The sequence below is a fragment of the Bacillus sp. JST-5 genome (assembly GCF_057747715.1).
On record NZ_JBYLHW010000017.1, the window covers coordinates 34,782 to 35,043 of the forward strand.

The 262-nt window shown below is 40.8% G+C and carries 1 protein-coding gene; it reads left to right on the top strand.

Features of this window, described 5'->3' with window-relative positions; all coding sequences use genetic code 11:
• A partial coding sequence (locus AC3ASS_RS05670) for a GTPase (protein ID WP_488282546.1) occupies positions 1-262 on the top strand: 262 nt, incomplete at both ends.

Below are 262 nucleotides of genomic sequence, written 5' to 3' on the forward strand. Positions count from 1 at the left end.
TCGCAGACGGATCAATGAAATTAAGCAATCATTATTAAGTATCGTAGAGCATCGAGAGCGGTATCGGGAAAGAAGAAAACGAAACGGTGTTTTCCAAGTAGCACTAGTGGGCTATACGAATGCGGGGAAATCGACATTATTTAATCGTTTATCTGATGCTGATTCCTATGAGGAAAACTTATTATTTGCAACATTAGATCCGATGACCCGAAAAATGATTTTACCAAGCGGTTTTTCCGTTGTGCTGACAGACACGGTCGGT